This is a genomic window from Methylophaga frappieri (assembly GCF_000260965.1).
Classification (GTDB): domain Bacteria; phylum Pseudomonadota; class Gammaproteobacteria; order Nitrosococcales; family Methylophagaceae; genus Methylophaga; species Methylophaga frappieri.
The window spans coordinates 1,940,462-1,955,203 of the sequence record NC_017856.1 but is presented as its reverse complement, the minus strand read 5'-3'; the positions used below and the strand labels follow the sequence as shown (position 1 = coordinate 1,955,203).

The window sequence follows — 14,742 nt, the reverse complement described above, 5'->3', positions numbered from 1 at the left end:
CGTTATTGGCTTTGATACGTACTAAAGGCGTTGGCCCTGCTACCTTCGCCAAACTGCTTGATCAAATGCCAGACCCTATGGCGATTTTTGGTCAGCCAACGCAATTGGTTGGTATTAATACAGAGCTTCGTGATGCATTGCTTCACCCCGATTGGCAACAAGTGGTCGAGGATTTGCAATGGCTTGATAAACCAGATCGGCATATTGTTACCCTTGATGATGACCGCTATCCGACGTTGCTGCGAGAAATAGCGGATCCGCCGCCTTTGTTGTTTGTTCAGGGTGAGGTTTCCTGTTTGCAGGATTGGCAGTTGGCCATTGTTGGCAGTCGTCACCCCAGCGCAGGTGGTCGCGACAATGCGTTTGAGTTTGCGCGTTATTTGGCTGGTGGCGGCCTACATATATGCAGTGGCTTGGCTGATGGCATTGATGCTGCAGCGCACCAAGGCGCGTTAGCCGCAGCAGGCAAAACCATTGCGGTAGTTGGTACGGGGCTGGATCGCGTTTATCCAGCAAAAAACCGGGATCTTGCGCATCAAATCGCAGCCCAGGGCGCCATTATTTCTGAGTTTCCTCCCGGAACACCGCCGCGCGCAGAAAACTTTCCGCGTCGTAATCGTCTCATCAGTGGTCTGTCATTAGGCACATTGATAGTTGAGGCAGCTGTCAGAAGTGGATCGCTTATTACAGCCAGAATGGCGATGGAACAAGGTCGAGAGGTTTTTGCGATACCGGGGTCCATTCACAATCCCCTTGCAAGAGGCTGTCACCAGTTGATTCGGGAGGGGGCAAAGTTGGTTGAGACCGCAACCGATATTTTGGATGAACTTGGTGCGATCGCAGAATTTGCGCAACAGTCCCCCGTTGAGACGCGATCGGCGGACATGGCGAATGCGGTCGAAACTGACGATGAATATCAGATGCTATTTGAACATTTGGGCTTTGACCCCATCTCCATTGATATGCTGGTGGCACGCAGTGGATTGACGGCTGAGGCGGTTTCATCCATGCTGTTACTACTGGAGCTCCAAGGTCGTGTCAGTTCGTTGCCGGGAGGCAAATATCAACGTACTGGCGCTTGAATGGCCCTACATAGAGAAGCCAATGAAAGAAAATGTCATTGATGTGTTGTTGTATCTTTTTGAGAATTACATTGACACAGAAAACAGTCACCAACCTGACAAAGACACCCTGGAATTAGAGCTAGAGCGTGTCGGATTTCATGAACTGGAAATTAATAAAGCCCTTAACTGGCTTGACACCATGACGGTCGTCGCGCCTCAGGTTGATACGTCTGCCGTTTCTATTCGTGTTTTTAATGACAACGAGATTGAAAAGCTTGACGTACAATGCCGAGGTTATCTGTTATTTTTGGAACAGGTCGGTGTTTTGGATGTCGAAACGCGTGAAGTCGTCATTGAACGGGTGCTGGCGCTGGAGAGTGAAGAGGTAGATCTGGAACAACTAAAGTGGGTTGTTCTAATGGTGCTTTTTTATCAACCGGGTCGAGAAGTCGCGTACGCTTGGATGGAAGATCTGGTATTTGAGGATATGGAAGCGGTCGTGCATTGAGATCGCCGGTAAAACTTCCGCATAAAGGCCCGTTTTTACGGGCCTTGTCATTTTAAGTGGAAAGGAACTGATACGGGAATCTATGGGAAATAAACTGGTTATTGTCGAGTCGCCTGCCAAGGCCAAGACCATCAAAAAATACCTGGGCAACAATGTCGAGGTCCTGGCTTCCTATGGCCATGTTCGTGACTTGCTTCCAAAAGAAGGGGCGGTCGATCCAGAAAATGATTTCGCCATGAAATACCAGGTGATTGACCGGAATAGCAAGCATGTTGATGCCATTGCCAAAGCGTTGAAAAAAGCCGATTCTCTCTACTTGGCGACGGATCCTGATCGTGAAGGAGAGGCCATTTCCTGGCACTTGTATGAGCTGCTCAAGAAGAAAGGGGCACTCAAAGACAAAACCACACACCGAGTTGTTTTTCATGAAATAACCAAGCAAGCGGTCAACGATGCCGTTGCCAATCCGCGCGAGCTATCGATGGATTTGGTTAATGCGCAGCAGGCCAGAAGGGCGTTAGATTATTTAGTTGGATTTACCTTGTCCCCCCTGTTGTGGAAGAAAGTCCGACGCGGCTTATCAGCAGGTCGGGTGCAAAGTCCGGCACTGCGCATGATTGTTGAGCGAGAGCTGGAAATTGAAGCTTTCAAGGCACAAGAATATTGGACGATTGAAGCCGATGCTCAGACGAGTGGTTCCGCATTTCAAGCCAAGCTGACGCATTATCAAGGTGAGAAATTATCGCAATTCAGCATTGATAATACCGAGCAGGCAGAGTCCGTTGTCAGTAAGTTAAATCAAGCAGCTGATGGCAAGCTACTGGTTACTAATGTTGAGAAAAAACAGCGTAAACGTAACCCGGCAGCGCCCTTTACCACCTCCACATTACAACAGGAAGCGTCCCGTAAACTCGGCTTTGGCGCACAGCGAACGATGAGTGTTGCACAGCAGCTATATGAGGGTGTCGACACTGGTGAGGGCGCGGTAGGTCTAATAACCTACATGCGTACAGACTCAGTCACATTGGCGGCCGAAGCGGTCTCAGAAGTGCGTGAACTGATAAGTGAACGCTATGGTGCCAAAGCCGTCCCGGCAAAGCCTCAAGAATACAAAACCAAATCAAAAAATGCGCAAGAGGCGCACGAAGCCATTCGGCCGACTTCCGCTTTACGAACACCTGAAGAAATGAAAGCGTATTTGTCGGTGGATCAGTTGAAGCTCTATACCTTGGTTTGGCAACGTACGGTCGCCAGTCAAATGATTCATGCGACGCTTAATACTGTTGCGGTGGACTTGGGGTGTGGGCAGGGTAATACTTTCCGTGCCAACGGCTCGACGGTTGTTAATCCTGGCTTTATGCAAGTTTACCTGGAAGGTCAGGACGACAAAAAAGCGGATAAAGACGAGAATCTGCTGCCAGCAATGGAGAAAGGTGAGGTAGTCAGCCTAGACAAAATTCGCCCAGAACAGCATTTCACTGAGCCACCACCCCGCTACAGTGAAGCGAGTCTTGTTCGGAGTTTAGAAGAGCATGATATTGGTCGCCCCTCAACCTATGCCAGTATTATCTCGACCTTATTACAGCGTGAGTATGTCGAACTCATCAACAAGCGGTTTCACCCGACTGATGTCGGACGGGTTGTGGGTAAGTTTCTGGTCGATCACTTTACCCGCTACGTGGATTACAGTTTTACCGCCAAACTTGAAGATGAACTTGACGCCGTCTCTCGCGGCGAAGAAGAGTGGATCCCGCTGCTGCGTAGCTTTTGGGGGCCGTTCAAAAGTCAGGTTGAAACCAAGGATAAATCAGTCCAACGCAGTGACGTCACGCAGGAGCTGCTGGACGAAAACTGTCCAAAGTGTGGTAAGCAGCTATCCAGTCGTCTGGGTCGGAGTGGCCGCTTTATCGGCTGTACCGGTTATCCGGATTGTGATTACACCCGAAACATGGATGGAGAAGAAACGACAGCCAGCGAGCCCGAGAAGGTCGAAGGTCGTCAATGTCCGAAATGTGATTCGGATTTAATCTTCCGAACCGGCCGCTATGGCAAATTTATTGGTTGCAGCAGTTATCCAAAATGTAAGCATATTGAGTCTCTGGAGCAGCCGACTAACACCGGGGTTGATTGCCCGCAATGTAAGAAAGGCGAAATCCTGACGCGTAAATCCCGGCGCGGCAAAGTGTTTTACTCTTGTTCGGAATACCCAAAATGTGACTATGCGCTATGGAACGAGCCGCTGAATGAGGCGTGTCCAAACTGTGAATGGCCCATCCTGACCTTAAAGACAACAAAGAGCAAAGGGACTGAAAAGGTCTGCCCACAAAAAGACTGTGGTTTTAGTGAAAAGGTAGAGTCTGTCTAGGGCCTGTTCATCTCTGAGATCCACCACTGCTGGCGATTATTTTTATGGCCGGCAAGGCGGCATCGCGTGGCGTAGTTATTCTATACAAGCGAAGGAGCTAATCCGTTTTCCGATCGGCGTGGCCTAAATCCTGTGCGGGAGCGATAATATCGCGCACGCGTTGTTTCAGCTCGGTAATATCAGGAAAACGACCTTCCGTTTTGCGGTCCCAAGCGATTTGCTCTGTTGCCGTTACCGTAAATACGCCACCAGTGGCCGGGATCAGGGTTAATGATTCAATTTCGCCATCAAAGGTGGTCAATAATTCCTGCGCCATCCAGGCTGCACGAAGTAACCAGCGGCATTGCATGCAGTATGTGATTTGGATGGTTGCCATTAATCAGCCTGTAAAGCTGAAAAAACAGTCTCGGCCTGCTGCATGGCAGTGTCAGTATCATTGGCCAGAACGGTAAAGTGGCCCATTTTTCGACCTGGACGTGCTGCCTTTTTGCCATATAAATGAAGTTTGCTGTTGGGTTGTTCCAATACAGCTGACCAGTGGGGCTGGCTATCACCCCAGACATCACCGAGAAGATTAATCATCACCACAGGCGACTGTAGACTGACGTCACCAGCCGGCAAACCACACAGCATACGAACTTGTTGCTCAAACTGTGATGTTGGACAGGCATCTAATGTGTAATGGCCAGAATTATGTGGTCTGGGTGCAATTTCATTGGCAATGACGTCGCCTTGTTGAGAGATAAAAAACTCGACAGCCAGGGTGCCAACATAACCGAGTCCTTCGGCTATCTGACTGGCTTTCTCGATGGCCGATTGCTGTAAAGCGTCCGGAGCATGACTTGGTACCATTGTGCTATGCAAAATACCATTCACATGGACATTTTCTGCAACCGGAAAAGGCGTGATGGTACCAACGTCACTTCGCGCCAGCACGACGGAAATTTCACAGGCGAGATCAATCCGCTGTTCGAGAACACATTCTTTTTGACCCAGTTGTTCAAATGCTTCATAGGCAGCAGGAAGATCTGAACACACAATCTGGCCTTTTCCATCGTAGCCAAACGTTGCCACTTTTAAGATGGCCGGAAACTGAATATGTTCTGATGCTTTTTCGAGGTCGCTTTTTTGATAAATACTCACAAAAGGAACCGTGGCAATATTCTGGCTGCGAATAAAATTCTTCTCGGTGTTTCGGTTTTGGGTTTTTGCTAATGCTTGTGAGGCAGGATGCACCACCGTACGCTGTTCCAGAAACGCGAGTGTCGTTGCCGGAATATTCTCAAATTCGGTTGAAATCGCATCACATTGCGATGCCAGATCACTCAATGCAGACTCGTCGTCATAGGCCGCACAAATATGGCTATTGGCAATGATGCCGGCCGGACTGTCCTGATCGGGATCGAGCACAATGACATGGTAGCCCATGGTTTGAGCTGCCATCGTAAACATGCGGCCAAGCTGACCACCACCAAGCATACCGAGTGTTGCACCGGGGAATATCATCTTTCAGCGTTACCTTGTTGGTCTGGGAGCGTCATGGCAAGCACAGCACGTTGCTGTTGCTCACGAAATTCGTTTAACTTTTCAGTCAGATCAGGCCGAGTTGTTGCCAAAATTGAAATAGCAAATAAGGCGGCATTGGCCGCACCGGCCTCGCCGATAGCAAAAGTAGCAACCGGAATACCTTTAGGCATTTGCACAATAGATAATAATGAATCCTGGCCTTTTAAATAGCGTGAAGGGACGGGTACGCCCAAGACCGGCAAAATGGTGTTTGCAGCCAACATGCCTGGCAAGTGTGCCGCACCGCCCGCCCCGGCAATAATGCATTGCAAACCGCGTTGCTGTGCCGTTTTGGCATATTCGGTTAACAAATCTGGTGTGCGGTGAGCGGAAACGACTTGGGTTTCATAGGGGATGCCAAATGTGTCCAGTTGTTCGACTGCTTTCTGCATAACAGGCCAGTCGCTATTACTGCCCATTACTACCCCGACAATTGCTTTACTCATATCGCCTATTTTCTGACTGAGGAAAAGCAGTGCATTTTAGCTAGTTTATTGAAAATAGGAAAATTTAAGCATCCTAATCGATGTCAATGTGATGATTTCTGAGTTGGCTATTCAGAGCGTCAATGCCAAAAAAATTAATGGAATTGCTTTCTTCGCTAACTGTGCCGGCTCTTGAGTCGCTTAATTACATGGACGGTTCTGGCATTATCCGCTGTTTGGTGGTTTCTAATTCAGCTTTAGGTATGCGCGAATTGCCGGACGTGTAAAATAGCTGTCGCTTTGCAGTCATCAGCGTTATTGGTTTGTCTGACTTTTTTCAGATTGGCCTCACGTTTATGACCGACAGAACAGATAATTAAGGGGACACCGTGTCACAACTTGAAAATGATCGTTACTTGCGCGCACTTCGCCGTCAGCCAGTAGATAGAACACCAATTTGGATTATGCGCCAAGCCGGACGTTATTTGCCTGAATACCGTGAAGTTCGTAAGCAAGCAGGGGATTTTATGACCTTGTGCCGCACCCCTGAACTGGCTTGTGAGGTGACTTTACAACCCTTGCGTCGGTTTGACTTGGATGCGTCGATCATTTTTTCCGATATTTTGACCATTCCCGATGCCATGGGATTGGGACTGTATTTTGTTACCGGGGAAGGCCCCAAGTTTGAACGAACTATTGGTAGTGCTGCAGATGTCGCGCAACTGCCCATTCCTGATATGCATGACACGCTCGGTTACGTTATGGATGCTATTCGGCTTACGCGTCGGGAAATCAACAATAAGGTGCCATTGATAGGTTTTAGTGGCAGTCCATGGACCTTAGCCTGTTACATGGTAGAAGGCGGTGCCAGTAAGGATTTTGCCAAAGTCAAAGCCATGGCGTTTGATGCACCAGAATTAATGTATGCCTTGCTGGCTAAGTTGGCGACGGCCGTCACTGATTATTTGAACGCGCAAATCGACGCAGGTGCGCAAGCATTAATGTTATTTGATACGTGGGGAGGAGCGCTGAGTGGTGAGGCTTATCGAGCCTTTTCCTTGCGCTATATGCAACAGATTATTGACGGCGTGAAGCAAAGACCAGCAAATGCTGATGTGCCAATTACCTTGTTTACTAAGGGCGGAGGCCAATGGTTATCGCACATGGCCGATACAGGCGCCGATGCACTGGGGTTGGATTGGACAACCGATATAGCGTTGGCGCGGCAGTTGGTTGGCGATCGCGTTGCATTACAAGGCAATATGGATCCGTGTTTACTTTATGCCTCACCAAAGCGGATTGAACAGGAAGTCCAACAGATCTTATCTGGCTTTGGTCATGGCAATGGCCATGTATTTAATCTGGGGCATGGTATTCATCCCACTATCGACCCCGAACATGTATCGGCACTGGTTGAAGCAGTGCATCAATATTCGGCGCTTTATCACCAAAATTAACAACGGCAAGCCATCCTTTGCCAGGGTACAGATGGAGGGTGACTATTAACAAAAGGCGTAGATCGTGAAAAATAAAAAAGGCCGGTAAAAATACCGGCCTTTTTTGTGTTGTCTTGCGTTTGAGGCTTATTTGCCAGAGTTAGTGAACTCTGGATAAGCTTCCATACCGCATTCAACAAGGTCGACACCTTCGTACTCTTCTTCTTCAGAGACGCGGATGCCCATTACCATTTTCAATACGCCCCAGACGATGAGGCTGGTAACAAAGACCCAGACGAAAATGGTCACTGCACCGATGATTTGCGCGGAGAAGCTGGCATCACTGTTTGTCAGAGGCACAGCAAGCAGACCCCACAAGCCAACAACACCGTGTACTGAAATCGCACCAACCGGATCATCGATTTTAACTTTATCCATGAACACGATTGAGAAAACGACAATCAGGCCACCAATGGCGCCAATGATGGTTGCCATCAATGGGGTTGGTGTATCAGGCCCCGCTGTAATAGCGACCAAACCAGCCAATGCACCATTCAGGATCATGGTCAAATCCGCTTTGCCAAACATCAGCTTAGCAACAATCAGCGCAGCCAGTACACCACCTGCAGCAGCAGCGTTAGTGTTCATGAACACAACCGCAACGGCATTAGCACTTTCGACTGAAGCCGTCGCCAGCACTGAACCACCGTTAAAGCCGAACCAACCCAACCACAGGATGAATGTGCCGAGTGTTGCCAGTGGCAAATTACCACCTGGAATCGGACGAACTTCACCATTCGGTCCATATTTGCCTTTACGTGCGCCCAGCAGCATGACACCAGCTAATGCAGCCGCTGCACCCGCCATGTGAACAATGCCAGAACCGGCAAAGTCAAGGAAGCCCAAGTCACCCAGGTTGTACATGCCAAAGACATCAGCACCACCCCAAGTCCACGAACCTTCCATTGGGTAAATGAACGCGGTCATGACAATAGCGAAAGCCGCAAAGGCCCACAGTTTCATACGCTCTGCTACCGCACCAGAAACAATAGACATGGCAGTAGCCACGAATACAACCTGGAAGAAGAAGTCAGCAGAAGGGGCATAAGTCGCTGGCTCATCAGCACCGGCAACGCCGTCACCAACAATACCGGCCAAGAACATACCGCCATCGTACATGATGTCATAACCAACAACGAGATAAGCGGTGCATGCAATCGCAAACAGCATCACGTTTTTGGTTAAGATTTCAGTCGTATTTTTTGCACGTACCAGGCCCGCTTCCAGCATCGCGAAGCCGGCGGCCATCCACATAACAAAGGCACCACTAATCAGGAAATAAAAGGTGTCCAGTGCATATTGGAGTTGGAAGATTTCATTTTCCATATTATCTACTCCTCAGTCTTACAGCGCATCAGGGCCGGTTTCGCCAGTGCGAATCCGAACCACTTGCTCAAGTGGGTAAACGAAGATTTTGCCATCACCGATTTTGCCGGTATTGGCGCCTTTGATAACCGCCTCGATGACTTGTTCAACAATGCCATCATCGACCGCGATTTCCAGTTTCAATTTTGGCAGGAAATCAACAACATACTCCGCACCCCGATAGAGTTCGGTGTGACCTTTTTGACGTCCAAAGCCTTTCACCTCTGAAACGGTCAAGCCTTGCACGCCGATTTCAGAAAGTGATTCGCGGACATCATCAAGCTTGAACGGCTTGATAATTGCTACTACTTGTTTCATAAGTGGATTCCTTCTTTAGAAAGAGGGCCTGTGCTGATGCAATCAGGCCCGCATTAGAAACGTTAGAAAGATCTAGAAACGGAAAACAGGAAGGTTTCTTCAGCCAGATCACCAAAAATATCTTCGGCATCGCTGTCTGCATCTTGGTAAGACAGGTCAAAAGTAAAGCCGGCCAGATCTTTTGAGACACCAACCCAGTAATGAGTGTATGAATCTTCAGGACCGAATGTGTTTTCATCAGCATCGTAAACACCGACACCGCCGTACAAATTCAGACCGAATGGCAGCTCATAACCTGCATCGGCGTAGTAGTAGTAACCATCTTCATCAGAACCCAAGGTGTCACCTGAGTAAGCAATACCGACAGAGAAGATGCTATAGCTTAATGAACCATAGACTTCGTTGAAGTTATAATCTTCGCCTGGGAACATGTAACGTAATGCACCGATGTCATAACCAACGCCTGAATCGCCAAATTCACCGGCAAAACCAAGATAAGCATCAAATTCTGCACTGGCATCATCACCATAATCGACATTCGAACCCCAAACACCAGCATAAAAACCGCTGCTGTGTGCATAGTCAAAGCTGCCTGAAATTGCAGGGTCGCCATCAGTTTGTGAAATACCACGCCAGATGTATTCGCTTGACAGGGCAACAGAGGCACTGGTTGAGTGGTTGCCATCTTCGCTTTCCCAAGCATTAGCAGTCGTCGCAATAGTCATCGTTGAGGCTGCGAGGCATAAAGCTGAAAGGGTTTTCAATTTCATTTTTTAACTCCTGAACAAAGAACATTATGTTTTGTTTAGTCTTAGAATGTGTCTGCGTTGGTGATTTACAACACGCTGTATTCAGACTGCAACACCTAACGCAGATAGTGTGCCAACTCTTTAAATATGTTTTATTTCAATAACTTATCTGGGTTGCTTGGCTTTTGTTTAACTTGTTTTGTTTTGTTTTGGTGCGTGGCAAGTGCTCTGTTGGATCATTTTGGTGCGTGCAGCTTGTGACGTACGTCAAAGAAAATTGATATGATGCGTTTAACCCCAAATCAGAGCATGTTTATGAATCCACTACAGATAAATCCCGTTGCGATTGACCTTGGTTTTATACAGGTTCACTGGTACGGATTAATGTATCTTTTTGGCTTTGCCGCTGCTTGGATATTGGCACGTCAGCGTGCTGATAGACTCGGTCTGAGTAAGAACCAGGTTGAAGACTTGTTATTTTATGGTGCCCTTGGGGTGATCGTTGGTGGACGTTTAGGCTATGCCTTGTTTTATGACTTGGCCGCCAACCTTGATAACCCTTTAAACATTTTTAAAATCTGGCAAGGTGGTATGTCGTTTCATGGCGGCCTGCTTGGGGTGTTAGTGACGGTTTGGCTGTATGGACGTAAACATAACCGAACTTTTTTCCAGCTGACCGACTTTATTGCACCATTGGTGCCTTTAGGTCTGTTTTTTGGCCGCATCGGTAATTTCATCAATGGCGAATTGTGGGGGCGTGTTTCGGATATGCCTTGGGCCATGGTTTTTGCAAGTGGCGGGCCGTTACCTCGGCACCCATCGCAATTGTACGAAGCAATTTTAGAAGGGCTTGTGCTGTTTGCGCTGCTTTGGTGGTTTTCTGCTCAAGCGAGACCTCGGGCGGCTGTTTCCGGTCTGTTTTTGTTAGGTTATGGCAGTTTCCGGTTTTTCGTGGAGTTTTTCAGGGTGCCAGACCCTCAATATGGCTATCTGGCGTTTGACTGGCTAACTATGGGGCAGATTCTGTGTATTCCCATGATTTTGGGCGGTATCGTGATGATGATATGGGCTTATCGGTTTAGTCCAACAAAATCAACAGCCAAGTCCCGGCCGCAATAATTAATGTCAGCAGGACCGCTAGGGAGCCATAGTCTTTGGCTCTACCAGAAAGTTTGTGGACGTCAGTGCTGACCCGATCAACGACGCATTCAATAGCAGAATTGAGCGCTTCGACAATCAATACCGCCAGCAGCACGCTGATCATGGCAAATCGTTCGATTGGGCTGACATTCAGAAAAAAACTAACACCGACTAAAAGAATCAGGCCGATAAACTCCTGACGAAAAGCCGACTCATGTCGAATTCCAGCGTAAAGCCCCTGCATGGAATAGATAAAGGCGAAAAATAAACGTTTTACTCCGGTATTTTTTTCCATACGAGCAAAAGACTCCAACTGTGGCGAGAAATGATAGGTGAGATGACAAGGCATCGTTAAAGTATTGAATTCTAGGCAAAGATTGTGACTTGCATGTTAAAATGCCCATCCATTTTTAAAACCTCGACAGTTTGGTGAACTATGGTATTTCAGGATCAATATGATGTGATTGTGGTCGGTGGCGGTCATGCTGGCACTGAGGCGGCATTAGCGGCTGCGCGGCAAGGCGTCAAAACCTTATTGCTGACCCAAAATATCGAGACACTGGGCCAGATGAGTTGCAACCCGGCGATTGGTGGGATCGGCAAAGGGCATCTGGTTAAAGAGATTGATGCCTTAGGTGGTGCAATGGCACTTGCCGCGGATAAAGGGGGGATTCAATTTCGAACATTGAATGCCAGTAAAGGCCCGGCTGTCAGAGCAACACGCGCTCAGGCAGATCGCATTCGTTACAAAGCCGCGATTCGCCATGTCCTTGAAAATCAACCTAATCTGTATTTATTCCAGCAGGCAGTGGATGATTTGATTGTGGAAAATCATCGTGTTGCCGGTGTGGTAACACAGTCGGGGTTACAGTTTGCTGCCAAGACAGTGGTATTGACGGTCGGGACTTTTTTAGGCGGCGTTATTCATATTGGTTTACAACGCCATCAGGGAGGCCGTGCTGGGGATCCTGCGTCAATCAAGTTGGCGGAACGCTTGCGGGCTTTGCCATTTCGCGTTGATCGCCTTAAAACCGGCACGCCCCCTCGAATTGCAACACAGAGTATCGATTTTAGTGGTCTGACGGAGCAGCCCGGCGATACGCCGACCCCTGTTTTTTCTTTTCTAGGTCGCCGGCAGGATCATCCCGAGCAAATATCTTGCTATATCACGCACACCAATGAAAAAACGCATGATGTCATCCGCAATAACCTGGATCGATCGCCGATGTATAGCGGTGAGATTGAAGGCATTGGTCCGCGATATTGTCCTTCTATCGAGGATAAAGTCGTGCGGTTTGCAGATCGATCAGCACACCAGATTTTTCTTGAGCCGGAAGGTCTGGACTGTAATGAGGTCTATCCAAACGGTATCTCTACCAGCCTGCCATTTGATGTGCAGTACGACATCGTGCGATCAATGAAGGGCTTGGAAAATGCGCATATTACCCGACCCGGTTATGCCATTGAGTATGATTTTTTTGACCCGCGAGATTTGAATCCATGGCTGGAAACCAAACATATGCCGGGGTTATTCTTTGCCGGCCAGATTAATGGCACTACCGGCTACGAAGAAGCGGGTGCCCAAGGGTTAATTGCCGGGCTTAATGCCGGATTGCAAGCCCGAGGCAAAGACCATTGGTATCCACGTCGTGATGAAGCTTATATCGGCGTGTTGATCGACGATTTGATTACCTCTGGTACCAAAGAGCCTTACCGGATGTTTACGAGTCGTGCAGAATATCGCCTGATGTTACGTGAAGATAATGCGGATAAACGGTTGACCCCAATTGGGCGAGAACTGGGCATCGTCGATGAGGTGCGCTGGGCGGCTTATTCAGAAAAACAGCAAGCGGTGGATGCCGAGTTTACCCGTTTGAAAATGTCACGACTGGCGCCTGAAAAAGTAGATCAGCAACACGTTGCCCGGGTTTTAGGTGAACCGTTAAGTAAAAACACGACGGCGTTGGAATTGCTGCGGCGACCGAAAGTGGATTACGCAACGATTCTGGATTTGCTTGGTGAAACCAAGTCGGTGTCTGATGATGTCGCTGAACAAGTCGTTATCAACACCAAATACGCGGGCTATATCGATCGGCAAAAAGACGAAATAGAGCGGTTACAACGTCACGAAAATACACTACTACCCGCAGATATTGATTACAGCAACGTCCGGGGTCTCTCCAATGAAGTGCGTGAAAAGCTGCAACACGCAAAACCGCAAAGTCTGGGGCAAGCGGCCCGACTATCTGGCGTGACGCCAGCCGCCATTTCTCTGTTATTGGTGCATCTCAAGCGCACTGGCTTGAGCCGGGCCAGTTGATGGCGGATAGACTTAAGGCGCGGCTGGAACAAGGCTGCGCCATGCTGGACCTGAACTTATCTGACGCCCAGCTCCAACAACTATTAGCGTATTTAAGTTTGCTCGCCAAGTGGAACAAGGTTTACAACCTGACCGCGGTGCGCGACATCGACAATATGCTGGATCGCCACCTGATAGATAGTCTGGCTGTGATTCCTGCCTTGGATGGCAGCAGTTTACTGGATGTGGGTACGGGCGGTGGCTTGCCAGGTATACCGGCCGCAATCTGTTGGCCTGAGATGGCCGTAACCCTGCTGGATAGTAATGCCAAAAAAACCCGTTTCCTGCAACAGGTTAAAGCCGAATTACCCTTAAATAACGTTACCGTTATCCATGGTCGCGTCGAGCAGGTCGACTTACCGCAATTTGAGATTGTGACCGCACGCGCCTTTGCCAGTATTACCGATATTATTGATTTAGCAGGCCGACATTGCGATGATGCCGGCAGACTGATATTAATGAAAGGTGTCTATCCGGCAGCTGAGCTGGCGGTACCAACTCCCGGTTTTTCAGTCAAGGCGGTGACCGCCATCAACGTGCCCTTTACCGATGGACAAAGGCATTTGGTAACTCTGACTAAGGATTAAGCTGACAGCATGGGCAATATCTATGCAGTGACCAATCAAAAAGGTGGCGTGGGTAAAACTACCTCAACGGTTAACCTGGCGGCAGCATTGGCCGATTATCGCAAAAAGGTCTTATTGATCGATCTTGACCCGCAAGGTAATGCCACGACGGGTTGTGGAATAGACAAAGAAAATCTCAGCAATAGCAGCTACGAAGTGGTGATGACCGAGAGTAAGGCGGTGGATGCGATTGTACGTCCCGATGAGCTGAGTTTTGATGTCATGCCGGCAAATACCGATTTGACCGCCGCTGAAGTGCAATTGCTGGACGTCAAATTACGTGAACACCGTTTGCGGCTCGCCCTCGAGTCCACGCGAGAAAAATATGATTTTATCCTGATAGATTGTCCGCCGTCGCTAAGCATGTTGACAGTGAATGCCTTAGTGGCATCGCGCGGTGTGTTGATACCGATTCAATGTGAGTATTACGCGCTCGAGGGGCTGTCATCATTACTGAAAACCATTGAACGTATAAAACAACGCGCCAATCCCAACCTTGAAGTGACGGGCCTGATACGCACCATGTTTGATGCCCGCAATAATCTGGCTAATCAAGTCTCAAGACAACTCATTAATCATTTTCAGGGTAAGGTCTTCCATTCGATTATTCCTCGAAACGTTCGTTTGGCAGAAGCCCCCAGTCATGGCTTGCCTGTGTTAAATTATGATCGGGCCTCACGCGGCGCCATCGCTTATATGGCGTTGGCCAGTGAGCTGATGCGGCGCGATAAAAAAGCAACAGAAGCAGCAGGCGGATAATT

Annotated in this window: 15 protein-coding genes; 8 read left to right on the top strand and 7 right to left on the bottom strand. The window is 48.6% G+C overall.

From position 1 onward, the window contains the following. Positions 1–5 precede the first annotated feature (5 nt). From dprA to topA, 3 genes are all read left to right on the top strand, one after another. A complete protein-coding gene (gene dprA / locus Q7C_RS09315; protein WP_014704497.1) occupies positions 6–1,082 on the top strand; it encodes a DNA-processing protein DprA in 1,077 nt (358 codons plus the stop codon). A gap of 22 nt (positions 1,083–1,104) precedes the next feature. Continuing rightward, positions 1,105–1,572: a Smg family protein gene (locus Q7C_RS09310; RefSeq protein ID WP_014704496.1), complete on the top strand. Its 468-nt coding sequence runs from the start codon at positions 1,105–1,107 to the stop codon at positions 1,570–1,572. Positions 1,573–1,654: 82 nt separating this feature from the next. Next, positions 1,655–3,937 carry a type I DNA topoisomerase gene (topA, locus tag Q7C_RS09305; RefSeq protein ID WP_014704495.1) on the top strand — a complete coding sequence of 761 codons (2,283 nt, stop codon included), beginning with the start codon at positions 1,655–1,657 and terminating at the stop codon, positions 3,935–3,937. A 97-nt stretch (positions 3,938–4,034) separates the two neighbouring features. Here topA and Q7C_RS09300 read toward each other — a convergent pair whose 3' ends face one another. Genes Q7C_RS09300 through purE form a run of 3 tightly spaced genes read right to left on the bottom strand, consistent with a single transcriptional unit; the run spans position 4,035 to position 5,949 of the window. Beyond that, positions 4,035–4,313 carry an Rdx family protein gene (locus Q7C_RS09300; RefSeq protein ID WP_041366690.1) on the bottom strand — a complete coding sequence of 93 codons (279 nt, stop codon included), beginning with the start codon at positions 4,311–4,313 and terminating at the stop codon, positions 4,035–4,037. Continuing rightward, complete coding sequence (locus Q7C_RS09295) at positions 4,313–5,443, bottom strand: 5-(carboxyamino)imidazole ribonucleotide synthase (RefSeq protein WP_014704493.1); 1,131 nt, start codon at positions 5,441–5,443, stop codon at positions 4,313–4,315. The genes Q7C_RS09300 and Q7C_RS09295 overlap by 1 nt, the downstream gene beginning before the upstream one ends. Beyond that, entirely contained in the window at positions 5,440–5,949 is a 510-nt protein-coding gene (gene purE, locus Q7C_RS09290; RefSeq protein ID WP_014704492.1) for a 5-(carboxyamino)imidazole ribonucleotide mutase, read from the bottom strand. The genes Q7C_RS09295 and purE overlap by 4 nt, the downstream gene beginning before the upstream one ends. 368 nt (positions 5,950–6,317) lie before the next feature. On the opposite strand from purE, the gene hemE reads away from it, so the two are divergent. Next, on the top strand, positions 6,318–7,385 hold the full coding sequence (gene hemE / locus Q7C_RS09285; protein ID WP_014704490.1) for a uroporphyrinogen decarboxylase: 1,068 nt from the start codon (positions 6,318–6,320) through the stop codon (positions 7,383–7,385). Positions 7,386–7,511: 126 nt separating this feature from the next. Here the strand turns inward: hemE and Q7C_RS09280 are convergent, their stop codons facing one another. The 3 genes from Q7C_RS09280 to Q7C_RS09270 all read right to left on the bottom strand — a co-directional run bounded on the left by Q7C_RS09280 (position 7,512) and on the right by Q7C_RS09270 (position 9,877). Beyond that, positions 7,512–8,750 carry an ammonium transporter gene (locus tag Q7C_RS09280; RefSeq protein WP_014704489.1) on the bottom strand — a complete coding sequence of 413 codons (1,239 nt, stop codon included), beginning with the start codon at positions 8,748–8,750 and terminating at the stop codon, positions 7,512–7,514. Positions 8,751–8,768: 18 nt separating this feature from the next. Continuing rightward, positions 8,769–9,107 carry a P-II family nitrogen regulator gene (locus tag Q7C_RS09275; protein ID WP_014704488.1) on the bottom strand — a complete coding sequence of 113 codons (339 nt, stop codon included), beginning with the start codon at positions 9,105–9,107 and terminating at the stop codon, positions 8,769–8,771. Between the two features lie 62 nt (positions 9,108–9,169). Further along, positions 9,170–9,877 (bottom strand): TorF family putative porin, encoded by a 708-nt coding sequence (locus Q7C_RS09270; protein ID WP_014704487.1) that lies wholly within the window; start codon positions 9,875–9,877, stop codon positions 9,170–9,172. 261 nt (positions 9,878–10,138) lie between these two features. Between Q7C_RS09270 and lgt the strand changes: the two genes are divergently transcribed. Next, a complete protein-coding gene (gene lgt, locus Q7C_RS09265; RefSeq protein ID WP_014704485.1) occupies positions 10,139–10,975 on the top strand; it encodes a prolipoprotein diacylglyceryl transferase in 837 nt (278 codons plus the stop codon). Here lgt and Q7C_RS09260 read toward each other — a convergent pair. Next, positions 10,935–11,291 (bottom strand): diacylglycerol kinase, encoded by a 357-nt coding sequence (locus Q7C_RS09260; RefSeq protein WP_014704484.1) that lies wholly within the window; start codon positions 11,289–11,291, stop codon positions 10,935–10,937. The genes lgt and Q7C_RS09260 overlap by 41 nt on opposite strands. Before the next feature lie 141 nt (positions 11,292–11,432). Between Q7C_RS09260 and mnmG the strand changes: the two genes are divergently transcribed. The 3 genes from mnmG to Q7C_RS09245 are packed head-to-tail and all read left to right on the top strand — an operon-like array spanning position 11,433 to position 14,740. After that, positions 11,433–13,316 (top strand): tRNA uridine-5-carboxymethylaminomethyl(34) synthesis enzyme MnmG, encoded by a 1,884-nt coding sequence (mnmG, locus tag Q7C_RS09255; protein WP_014704483.1) that lies wholly within the window; start codon positions 11,433–11,435, stop codon positions 13,314–13,316. Further along, the gene (gene rsmG, locus Q7C_RS09250; protein ID WP_014704482.1) at positions 13,316–13,942 is read left to right on the top strand and encodes a 16S rRNA (guanine(527)-N(7))-methyltransferase RsmG; all 627 of its coding nucleotides are present in this window, start codon (positions 13,316–13,318) and stop codon (positions 13,940–13,942) included. The genes mnmG and rsmG overlap by 1 nt, the downstream gene beginning before the upstream one ends. Before the next feature lie 9 nt (positions 13,943–13,951). Further along, positions 13,952–14,740: a ParA family protein gene (locus tag Q7C_RS09245; RefSeq protein WP_014704481.1), complete on the top strand. Its 789-nt coding sequence runs from the start codon at positions 13,952–13,954 to the stop codon at positions 14,738–14,740. Positions 14,741–14,742: the final 2 nt, after the last annotated feature.

Bases quoted from the DNA above. Each gene is read 5' to 3' on its own strand.
- Q7C_RS09310 (WP_014704496.1), top strand. From the start codon at position 1,105: ATGAAAGAAAATGTCATTGATGTGTTGTTGTATCTTTTTGAGAATTAC.
- topA (WP_014704495.1), top strand. From the start codon at position 1,655: ATGGGAAATAAACTGGTTATTGTCGAGTCGCCTGCCAAGGCCAAGACC.
- Q7C_RS09300 (WP_041366690.1), bottom strand. From the start codon at position 4,313: ATGGCAACCATCCAAATCACATACTGCATGCAATGCCGCTGGTTACTT.
- Q7C_RS09295 (WP_014704493.1), bottom strand. From the start codon at position 5,443: ATGATATTCCCCGGTGCAACACTCGGTATGCTTGGTGGTGGTCAGCTT.
- purE (WP_014704492.1), bottom strand. From the start codon at position 5,949: ATGAGTAAAGCAATTGTCGGGGTAGTAATGGGCAGTAATAGCGACTGG.
- Q7C_RS09280 (WP_014704489.1), bottom strand. From the start codon at position 8,750: ATGGAAAATGAAATCTTCCAACTCCAATATGCACTGGACACCTTTTAT.
- Q7C_RS09275 (WP_014704488.1), bottom strand. From the start codon at position 9,107: ATGAAACAAGTAGTAGCAATTATCAAGCCGTTCAAGCTTGATGATGTC.
- Q7C_RS09270 (WP_014704487.1), bottom strand. From the start codon at position 9,877: ATGAAATTGAAAACCCTTTCAGCTTTATGCCTCGCAGCCTCAACGATG.
- lgt (WP_014704485.1), top strand. From the start codon at position 10,139: ATGATGCGTTTAACCCCAAATCAGAGCATGTTTATGAATCCACTACAG.
- Q7C_RS09260 (WP_014704484.1), bottom strand. From the start codon at position 11,291: ATGGAAAAAAATACCGGAGTAAAACGTTTATTTTTCGCCTTTATCTAT.
- mnmG (WP_014704483.1), top strand. From the start codon at position 11,433: ATGGTATTTCAGGATCAATATGATGTGATTGTGGTCGGTGGCGGTCAT.
- rsmG (WP_014704482.1), top strand. From the start codon at position 13,316: ATGGCGGATAGACTTAAGGCGCGGCTGGAACAAGGCTGCGCCATGCTG.
- Q7C_RS09245 (WP_014704481.1), top strand. From the start codon at position 13,952: ATGGGCAATATCTATGCAGTGACCAATCAAAAAGGTGGCGTGGGTAAA.